The 8818-nt window shown below is 59.7% G+C and carries 11 protein-coding genes; 4 read left to right on the top strand and 7 right to left on the bottom strand.

All coding sequences use genetic code 11. The annotated features are described in order from the left end of the window. From petA to AS026_RS32310, 4 genes are all read left to right on the top strand, one after another. A partial coding sequence (petA, locus tag AS026_RS32325) for a ubiquinol-cytochrome c reductase iron-sulfur subunit (protein WP_062372895.1) occupies positions 1-408 on the top strand: 408 nt, incomplete at its 5' end. A gap of 13 nt (positions 409-421) precedes the next feature. Next, positions 422-1699, top strand: coding sequence for a cytochrome b (locus AS026_RS32320; RefSeq protein ID WP_062368221.1), 1278 nt, complete (start codon positions 422-424; stop codon positions 1697-1699). Positions 1700-1725: 26 nt separating this feature from the next. Continuing rightward, on the top strand, positions 1726-2619 hold the full coding sequence (locus tag AS026_RS32315; RefSeq protein ID WP_062374573.1) for a cytochrome c1: 894 nt from the start codon (positions 1726-1728) through the stop codon (positions 2617-2619). A 138-nt stretch (positions 2620-2757) separates the two neighbouring features. After that, entirely contained in the window at positions 2758-2907 is a 150-nt protein-coding gene (locus tag AS026_RS32310) for a twin-arginine translocase TatA/TatE family subunit (protein ID WP_018860191.1), read from the top strand. 35 nt (positions 2908-2942) lie between these two features. Here the strand turns inward: AS026_RS32310 and AS026_RS32305 are convergent, their stop codons facing one another. The 7 genes from AS026_RS32305 to AS026_RS32275 all read right to left on the bottom strand — a co-directional run bounded on the left by AS026_RS32305 (position 2943) and on the right by AS026_RS32275 (position 8804). Continuing rightward, positions 2943-3290 (bottom strand): hypothetical protein, encoded by a 348-nt coding sequence (locus AS026_RS32305; RefSeq protein WP_245307704.1) that lies wholly within the window; start codon positions 3288-3290, stop codon positions 2943-2945. A gap of 112 nt (positions 3291-3402) precedes the next feature. Next, positions 3403-4758 (bottom strand): sensor histidine kinase, encoded by a 1356-nt coding sequence (locus AS026_RS32300; protein ID WP_062374571.1) that lies wholly within the window; start codon positions 4756-4758, stop codon positions 3403-3405. Further along, positions 4755-5432 (bottom strand): response regulator, encoded by a 678-nt coding sequence (locus tag AS026_RS32295; protein WP_062374569.1) that lies wholly within the window; start codon positions 5430-5432, stop codon positions 4755-4757. The genes AS026_RS32300 and AS026_RS32295 overlap by 4 nt, the downstream gene beginning before the upstream one ends. Beyond that, positions 5429-5995 carry a cytochrome b/b6 domain-containing protein gene (locus AS026_RS32290; RefSeq protein ID WP_062374567.1) on the bottom strand — a complete coding sequence of 189 codons (567 nt, stop codon included), beginning with the start codon at positions 5993-5995 and terminating at the stop codon, positions 5429-5431. Before AS026_RS32290 ends, AS026_RS32295 begins: the two co-directional genes overlap by 4 nt. Position 5996: 1 nt before the next feature. Continuing rightward, positions 5997-6263, bottom strand: coding sequence for a PepSY domain-containing protein (locus AS026_RS32285; protein ID WP_018860184.1), 267 nt, complete (start codon positions 6261-6263; stop codon positions 5997-5999). A 398-nt stretch (positions 6264-6661) separates the two neighbouring features. Then, positions 6662-8260, bottom strand: coding sequence for a copper resistance CopC/CopD family protein (locus AS026_RS32280; protein WP_062374565.1), 1599 nt, complete (start codon positions 8258-8260; stop codon positions 6662-6664). Between the two features lie 16 nt (positions 8261-8276). Continuing rightward, positions 8277-8804: a YcnI family copper-binding membrane protein gene (locus AS026_RS32275; protein ID WP_062374563.1), complete on the bottom strand. Its 528-nt coding sequence runs from the start codon at positions 8802-8804 to the stop codon at positions 8277-8279. Between the last annotated feature and the right edge of the window lie 14 nt (positions 8805-8818).

Here is an 8818-nt window from a genome sequence, read left to right as displayed (position 1 = left end):
GACGTTTCCAGCCTCGAGCCGGGAATGTCGCTGACGGCCAAGTGGCGCGGCAAGCCGATCTTCATCCGCAACCGTACGCCCGAGGAAGTGAAGGCTGCCGATGAGGTGCCGCTTTCCGACCTGAAGGACCCGGTGGCGCGCAACGCCAACCTGCCGTCCGACGCGCAGGCGACCGGCGTCGACCGTTCGGCCGGCAAGGACAAGGAAAACTGGATCGTCATGATCGGCTCGTGCACCCATCTCGGCTGCATCCCGCTCGGCCAGGCCGGCGAATACAATGGTTGGTTCTGTCCCTGCCATGGCTCGGTCTACGACACGGCCGGTCGCATCCGCAAAGGTCCGGCGCCGCAGAACCTGGCGATCCCGACCTATTCGTTCGTTTCCGATAAAGTAATCAAGATCGGTTGAGGGGGACTGATTTATGAGTGGCCATTCCAGCTACGAGCCATCAACCGGCCTTGAGAAGTGGATCGATGCGCGCCTGCCTTTGCCGCGCATGGTCTATGACAGTTTCGTCGCCTATCCGGTTCCGCGCAACCTGAACTATGCCTACACCTTCGGCGCCATGCTTTCGGTCATGCTCGTCGTGCAGATCCTGACCGGCGTCGTGCTGGCCATGCACTATGCGGCGGAAACGACGGTTGCCTTCAACTCCGTCGAAAAGATCATGCGTGACGTCAACCACGGCTGGCTGCTGCGCTATATGCACGCCAACGGCGCGTCGTTCTTCTTCGTTGCCGTCTACCTGCACATCGCCCGCGGTCTCTACTACGGCTCCTACAAGGCGCCGCGCGAGATCCTCTGGATCCTCGGCGTCCTCATCTACCTGCTGATGATGGCGACCGGCTTCATGGGCTACGTTCTGCCCTGGGGCCAGATGTCCTTCTGGGGCGCGACCGTCATCACCGGCTTCTTCTCGGCATTCCCGCTGGTCGGCGAGTGGATCCAGCAGTTCCTGCTCGGCGGCTTTGCCGTCGACAACCCGACGCTGAACCGCTTCTTCTCGCTGCACTACCTGCTGCCCTTCGTCATTGCCGGCGTCGTCGTCCTGCACATCTGGGCGCTGCATGTCGTCGGCCAGACGAACCCGACCGGCGTCGAGGTGAAGACCAAGACCGACACGGTTCGCTTCACGCCCTACGCGACGTTGAAGGATGCGCTTGGCGTTTCGATCTTCCTGCTGGTCTACGCCTACTTCGTCTTCTACATGCCGAACTTCCTCGGCCATCCGGACAACTACATCCCGGCTGACCCGTTGAAGACGCCGGCCCATATCGTTCCGGAATGGTACTTCCTGCCGTTCTACGCGATGCTGCGCTCGATCACCTTCAACATCGGACCGATCGACTCGAAGCTGGCCGGCGTCCTCGTCATGTTCGGCGCCATCATCGTGCTGTTCTTCGTGCCCTGGCTCGATACCTCGAAGGTGCGTTCGGCGGCTTATCGCCCTTGGTACAAGCTGTTCTTCTGGCTGTTCGTCGCCAATGCCATCGTCCTCGGCTGGCTCGGCTCGCGTCCTGCCGAAGGCACCTACGTGATCATGTCGCAGCTTGGCACTCTCTTCTACTTCGCCTTCTTCCTGGTGATCATGCCGGTTCTCGGCCTCGTCGAGACGCCGCGCCGCTTGCCCAACTCGATTACGGAAGCGGTTCTGGAAAAGCGCAACAAGGTGGCGGCCGCCGAGCCGGTCAAGGCCTGAGCGTGCGACAGGAAGGGAAGAGACACATGAACAAGCTTGTTACCAGCCTCCTGTCGCTGGCCGTCGTCGCTGGTTTGAGCGGCGCGGCACTTGCCCAGGAAACCACCCCGAACGGGGCCGCGCCGGCAGAGCATGCCGAAGGCGCAACGCCGCACTATCCGCTCATGCATCCGAAGCATGAGCACTGGACCTTTGCCGGCCCGCTCGGCCATTACGACAAGGGCCAGCTGCAGCGCGGCCTGAAGGTCTACACGGAAGTCTGCGCCGCCTGTCACTCGATGAGCCTCGTGCCGTTCCGCACGCTCGGAGCTCTCGGCTACTCGGACGCACAGGTGAAGGCCTTGGCCGCCAACTACGAGGTTCAGGATGGCCCGAATGCCAGCGGTGACATGTTCACCCGCAAGGCCATTCCGTCGGACCATTTCCCGTCGCCGTTCCCGAACCACGAGGCGGCGGCTGCCGCCAACAATGGTGCGGCGCCGCCGGACTTCTCGCTGATCGCCAAGGCGCGCGGCATCGAGCGCGGCTTCCCGCAGTTCCTGATCGACATGATCCCGTTCGTCGGCGGCTATCAGGAAGGCGGTCCGGACTACATCTACTCGCTGCTGACCGGCTACGACCAGCAGCCGCCGGCCGGCGTCCAGGTGGCCGAGGGCACGCATTACAACCCGTACTTCGCCGGTGCTGCTGCGCTCGCCATGCCAAAGCCGCTCTCCGACGGCCAGGTCACCTATGACGACGGCTCGCCGGCGACGGTCGACCAGTACGCCAAGGACGTCGCTTCCTTCCTGATGTGGGCCGCCGAGCCGCATCTCGAGGAGCGCAAGCGCACCGGCTTCATGGTCATGGTCTTCCTGGCCATCTTCTCCGGACTGATCTACCTGACCAAGCGCTCCGTCTACGCAAACAAGGAACACTGAGAGCTCTGGCAGCATCGTTCCAAAGCGCTTCTCTTTGCTTAAGGCCAACGATGCGCCAGGGGCAGTCGATAGAGTGATGAAGCTTTCGAAGCCGCGCGGAAGCCTCCCGATCAACAGTGCGGCGGCAGGAGTTCAATAATGGGTTCGTTCAGCGCGTGGCATTGGCTAATCGTACTTGCAATCGTGCTGCTTCTATTTGGCCGTGGAAAGATCCCGGAACTAATGGGAGACGTGGCGCAGGGTATTCGCGCCTTCAAGAAAGGCGTCGAGGACGAAAAGGACGAATAGACCTCCCGGCGGAGATCCCGGCAGCGATTGGCGCTTCAATGGCCAACACGCTCACGCCGATTTCCCTTCAGGAGTGTCGCGACAAATTGGCTCGCCCTGAGGAACAGTGCAGGGGGATCACTGTTTTGGGCAGACGTGGCGCAAAGCTTTAGCGCAAGGGCGAGATTGGTCGACTTCTTCTGACCGCGTCGGGTTCCGAACAATGTCAAGATCTTCGCGAACACGTCTCTGTCTGACGCAGCGGTAAGTGGCAAGGTCGCGAGTAGCAAGGTCGCCAGATCGCGAAGGTCATCATGCCCCTGGGGTGTCATCGCTGACTGCCCGGCGTCGGCGATCTCGAACGACCCGATGGTGGCTCCTTGTGCGCCGATCACAAATGTCATGCTGCTAAAGCTGTGAAGGAATTAGCCGCCAGTCATGCCTTATCTCTTGCATCAGACTGGGAAGACCAGATTGAGGAGAAGTTTGGAACTCCGGGCCTTTTGATCGGTGAAATCATTCACTCGTGGTGGAGGGGACGAGTTTCGGGTGTTGATCGGCGAAACTTATCTCGGAGACATGCCCCAGCTTCGAGGTGGACTGGCGAAACGAGCCCCTGTGCAATTCGGCTATCCGTCTGACGATCTTCAAACCGATGCCGAGGCTGTCGGTGCGATCGGACGTTCCGGCCTCTCGTCGCATGCCACCTGGATGTCGATCCTGGACCCGAACCATATTCCTCCCTGCATACACACGAATAGCGGTGCCGGCCGGCGTGTGGCGCACGGCGTTTTCGACAAGATTACGCAAGGCATCCTTCAATAGCGCCGGCGCCCCCTGAACAAGGGCGGTTTCGACTTGAGGACAGAACTCCAGAGTGTGGCTGTTGTCATAGACCCATGGCGCAAGCTGCTCGACGACGGAGGATGAGAGCGCGACAAGGTCAACGGTCTCAAAGATGCCATGGTCGAAGCCGTCAAGTCGGGCCAGGGTCGTCAGTTCTGCGACGAAGCGCACGAGGTCATCCAGATCGGCTTCCGCTTTGCGGGCACGCGGATGGTCGATGTTTCCCAGCTCAAGCTTTATGGCTGCAAGTGGCGTGCGGATTTCGTGCGCTATGCCTGATGTAAGAATTTTCTGCGACGTCATCAGTTCGCCCACGCGCTCGAAAGCACGATTGACGGCAATAGCGAGATGGGCGACCTCGCGTGGCATCCCGTCGAAATTCAGGTGTGACCGTGCATCCATCGGATCGATGTTATCAGCCGCGTCGGCTGCAGCGCGCACCGGGTTCAATGCGTGCCGTACGGACAGCAAAGTGGCACCGAGAACCAGGACTAGCAGGATGCTCATCGGCACCAGCATATGTTCTATGACTTCCTTCCAGAAGACGGAGGAGACCACGTTTTGCGGATCGTCGATCGTTGCGACGTCGATAACGAATCGCTGATTTCCGACCACGAATGCGCGACCGCCGACCAAGGCCAGGGGTTTACCTGGCTTCAGCGACCTCTGCCAAAAATCCGGCGGATTCACATCCGCTGGAAGAAACCGGTTTTCGCAGGCGTCGTCGCAGGACTCGAACACAATTGCGCCAGTAGCATTGCGTATTCTGGCAACATAGCCGGACGATCGCTCCTGATAGCGCTGCTTGACATTATCAGGAAGCTGGTATCGGGCGCCTTTCTCATCCACGGTTATGCCGGAGGCCAGACGCTCGGTTTCCTGCTCGACAAACAGGCGCGATAGCTCGCCGACGTTCCAATAATAGTCGGAGAAGATCACGCAGAGTTGCAGGAACATCGCGAGCACCGCAAAGAACGCAATCCGTCTGGTAAGGATTGCGCCGAGTGTAGGATGTGAGTGGCTCACGCGCTCTTCTCTCGTATCATGTAGCCGACGCCTCTTACGGTTTCGATCGACGAGCCCGTCCGATGTCCTTCGAGCTTCCTGCGTAACCTCGAAATCGCGAGCTCGACCGCATTGCTGCTTCTTTCGTCACCGTACTCTGAAAATGCATGCTCCATCTTAGCCTTGGAGATCACCTTGCCGCCATTGCGCATGAGAAGTTCGAGCAGATCCTTCTCCGACGGTGCGAGTGCAATCTCGGCGCCGGCGCAGGTCACTCGTCGTGAAGCGATATCAAGTTGGATGTTCGCAAATTCCAATATCGGCATCGAGGTGACTGGCGCCCGCCGCATGAGGGCACGAATGCGCGCGATCAGTTCACCGTTGTGGAAAGGCTTCGCAAGATAGTCATCCGCGCCTGCATCCAGGCCAAGGATACGCTCATCGATCGCGCCGCGGGCCGTCAGCACGAGAACGGGGGTCTGAACCTTTGCACCTCTCAGTGATCTCAAGACATCGATTCCGTCCTCGTCAGGCAGGCCGAGATCAAGAAGCAGAAGATCGTAGTCCGCTCCCTCAACAGCGAGCCGTCCCTCCTGCGCGGTCGCGAAGGCGTCGATTTTCCAACCGACGCTTCTGATGGCTTCGCAAAGCAGTTCTCGAAGCCGTAAGCTGTCCTCGATGAGCAGAATTCTCATGCCTTCTTCCGACCAGTAACCATGGACCAGACGAGATTTTCCCTGTGCCTCCAGCTTTCGATGACGGCAGCGCCGGCGTGGACGAACGCTAGGACCATGATGCTGTTGGCGATTGCGCCGTGCAATTCCTCCAGCCACTTTTCTCCCCAGAAGGCGTCGAGCGTCGTCATCCAGCCCGTCAGTGTCGTTGCGGCCAGCAATGCCATCAGGCAAAGCATCATCACTGAAGCTAACGGATTATGGCCAACGTAGCGCTTTTCGTTCCGATCGAGGATGTCCAGAATGTGCCCCATCACCTTCGAAGGCGTCGGCAAGAAATCAACGAAACGGGAGTGCTGCGTGCCAATGAATCCCCAGATGATGCGGACGAGGATTGCGGTTGCAACGACGTATCCCGTGACGCGGTGCCAGTACTTTCCCTCCTCAAGCACGAAGAGATTGAGCGTGCATGCCACAACCACCGTCCAATGAAACAACCGGACAACAGGATCCCACACCTTGATCATGCTTTGGGCAGTGTTGGAGGGCGCTTTGCCCTCCTTCCGCGATGAGACCATCGTCATCTCAGTCCCCCTTCTGGACAATGGCACCAGAAACGGGATTGAAATAGACCTCGGCCCGATCTCCATCTTTGTCCTTGCCGTAGATTTCGTAGCAGTTGCCCGTGACCTCAAACGTCTTGACCTTGTAGCCCATGGCGTCGATCTTCGCCTTCATGGCTTCTTCGGACATCCATTTGGACTTTGGTTCACCGGTGCAGCTCGGGCTGGCGAGCGCCAGGGCAGGCGTTGCGGATGCGATAGCGATGGCGGCGATAAGTTTCAGTTTCATGGAAGATGTCCTCTGTTGGTAACCCGTTGCGGGCGACGGGAATACCGATACGGCAGGGAAGCTGTCGGTTTCCCGTCCGACGAACGAACATCCAGCGAGCGTCTTATTCTCGCTTTGCACCAGTGCCTCGTCGTGCTCGGACCCGGCAGCGGCCCACCGCAGCAAGCGCAAATCCGACCGGCGGGCGGTTCAATCTCGCGCCCGACATTAGGCAGTCAACGTCTGACCGACTCTTCGATAGAGCATGTGGCCAGCGACGTTACTGCGGCGAACAGGCGGTTTAAAAGTCCTTTGCGGGCCGACAGATGTCGGGCAAGGTTTGCCCCGCCAATCCTCCAACCAGGCCGCTCGAGATCCGGATGATCCGCTAGTTCGATACGATTGCAGTGACGGCCCGGCTACGGCCGCAGCTCGCCTTCAAGGTGCTTCATGGTGAAGTCGTCGATCAGCACTTCGATGTCGACCTTCCAACCGGTGGGATCGAATGTTGGCAGGCCGCTTGCCTCCCATCCACCTTTGGACGATTTTTTGAGGTCATACTTGATCGGTTCCACGCCGGCGTCTGGATTCCATGCACGCAGCGTTGCGCCCTGCGGATCGATCGGATCGAAGTCCGGAGTGAGAAAGTCAACCTCCGCCTTCGCCGTGCCGGCGGCCTGGTCGGGCACAAGTTTCAGCTGAGCCATGACTTCACCGGAATGAAGATGAATGGAGAAAGCCTGCGGCCTTGCGGCATATTGCAGCTGATCCGGCCCGGCGAAGCGCCAGAGCGACGCCGTGGCTACGATTGCAACAGCAAGCGCAACTTCAGCGGCGATTGATCGGCGGAGCTTTCGGCAAGCAGTCTGATCTCCTGCAGCAGCCGGCCTCGTCAGCCAGAATCGATTGTATATTGCGAGAGCGCAGAGAATTCCAACCAGGGCCACCTTCAACACGAGCAGCCGGCCGTAAAGCGACAGCGGAATGGTCTGGACACCGGGCAGCTCAAGCCACGCGAGCGCCGCGCCTGCCATCAACAGCACGAAGAACGGCAGTGGAATGACACGCGAGAAGCCCGCAAGTGGATCCGTGAGCCCCGTTCGACTTAACCGCCAAAGGGGAGGCAGGCTACCGATCCAGAAGAGGAGCGTCGCGCCATGAAGAACAATGCATGCCCGGGCGAGCCAAGGCGTAGCTACGACGTTGCAATGACCTGTGAAGGCGAAGGACGCGGAGGCCGCACCCATCGCAAGAACCGCAAGCGGAAGGTAGGCAGGGCTGGCTCGACCGACGGGTATCGAAACAAGAAGAACCGCGACCAACGCCAAGCCTGCGGCGATCGCAGCGCCGCTCCTGGAGACGACAAGCAGCGGCTCCAGGCCGGCGAACGCCAGACCGAGGCCCATTTCGTCCAACCCCTGCAGATAGACACCCGACGAGAAGAGAAGGACGCCCAGGACGATGACAAGATCAGCTCGCCTTGTGAGCGACTTCGCCGGATAGAGCCATCGAGTGAAGAGCGTTCCGCCGATCAGGACGGCGAGGTATAGAATCGAGACTGTGTGTATCGACCATATCGCACCCTGTAGCAGCACGGAGGTGTCCGCAACAGCCGGTGCGGAAATGGCAGATGGTGCGCCGACGTGAAATACGATCGAGCCCCCGACCGGATGTCCATCCTCGGAAACCACGCGATAACTGACAATGGCGGTGCCGCTCGAGATCGGCCGCGGGATCGCCAGGTCGACTTCGGAGCCTGATGTTGCGGGAAGGTCGATCGAGTTTCCTTCGCCGATCTTGATGCTTGCCCGGACAACGCTGACCGGTTCGCTGAACCGCAGCTGGACATTGGCTGGCGTTGCTTCCACGACAGCGTCATTGGCTGGTGAGGCGTTCAACAAGACGGCATGGGCATATGCGCCGGAAGGCGCAAGAAAGCCCATGCCTGCCACAAGCAGTGCGCAAGCCGCGTTTTTGAATGATAGACGTGTCGCCCAGTTGCGATTTCTAAGCCACATGGGCGATCACCTTGGATCAGGAGCGCGGCTGTTCGACAACGTCGAAATAGGGAGCCGGCTTCTCGTAGTCGTCGGACGACTTGCCCGCTGCGGGAATCTCGATCCAGCGTTCGGATGCTCCGTCAGTGCATTCCTGCACGATCGGGACGTAGACCCGCGTGCCGAGCGGCAGTTCCTTGGCCACCGTCCCACGGAACACGAACTCGTCATATTCGTCGTCGGCGAGATTTCCGCCGCTCCAGACGATCTCGGTGAGACCTTCCTTTACCGGCTTGCCGTACAGGTCATAGCTCTTTTCGTAGCTTCCCTTTATCTTCTCGACGGTCCAGCCCGCCTTCGGCATCGGCTTGGCTGACAACAAGCCCTCGGGGACCTTCACGCGAACCTTGAGGGTAGGCTTTCCCTCGCAGCCGTGGCCAATCCGGACCACTGCCTTGTAGGCTTTGCCAGAGATACCTTGAGCCTGCTCAAGCGTTGCATGTGCGTGTGCGGCGCCCGCCGCCAAGACGCTAAGAAGCAGGGTCGCTGCTACCTGTCTGATCATGAAAATGTCTCCCT

This window comes from Rhizobium altiplani, assembly GCF_001542405.1.
GTDB classification, from domain to species: Bacteria; Pseudomonadota; Alphaproteobacteria; order Rhizobiales; family Rhizobiaceae; genus Rhizobium; species Rhizobium altiplani.
This window is presented reverse-complemented; position numbering and strand designations above follow the sequence as displayed.

Bases quoted from the DNA above. Each gene is read 5' to 3' on its own strand.
- AS026_RS32320 (WP_062368221.1), top strand. From the start codon at position 422: ATGAGTGGCCATTCCAGCTACGAGCCATCAACCGGCCTTGAGAAGTGG.
- AS026_RS32315 (WP_062374573.1), top strand. From the start codon at position 1,726: ATGAACAAGCTTGTTACCAGCCTCCTGTCGCTGGCCGTCGTCGCTGGT.
- AS026_RS32310 (WP_018860191.1), top strand. From the start codon at position 2,758: ATGGGTTCGTTCAGCGCGTGGCATTGGCTAATCGTACTTGCAATCGTG.
- AS026_RS32305 (WP_245307704.1), bottom strand. From the start codon at position 3,290: ATGACATTTGTGATCGGCGCACAAGGAGCCACCATCGGGTCGTTCGAG.
- AS026_RS32295 (WP_062374569.1), bottom strand. From the start codon at position 5,432: ATGAGAATTCTGCTCATCGAGGACAGCTTACGGCTTCGAGAACTGCTT.
- AS026_RS32290 (WP_062374567.1), bottom strand. From the start codon at position 5,995: ATGACGATGGTCTCATCGCGGAAGGAGGGCAAAGCGCCCTCCAACACT.
- AS026_RS32285 (WP_018860184.1), bottom strand. From the start codon at position 6,263: ATGAAACTGAAACTTATCGCCGCCATCGCTATCGCATCCGCAACGCCT.
- AS026_RS32280 (WP_062374565.1), bottom strand. From the start codon at position 8,260: ATGTGGCTTAGAAATCGCAACTGGGCGACACGTCTATCATTCAAAAAC.
- AS026_RS32275 (WP_062374563.1), bottom strand. From the start codon at position 8,804: ATGATCAGACAGGTAGCAGCGACCCTGCTTCTTAGCGTCTTGGCGGCG.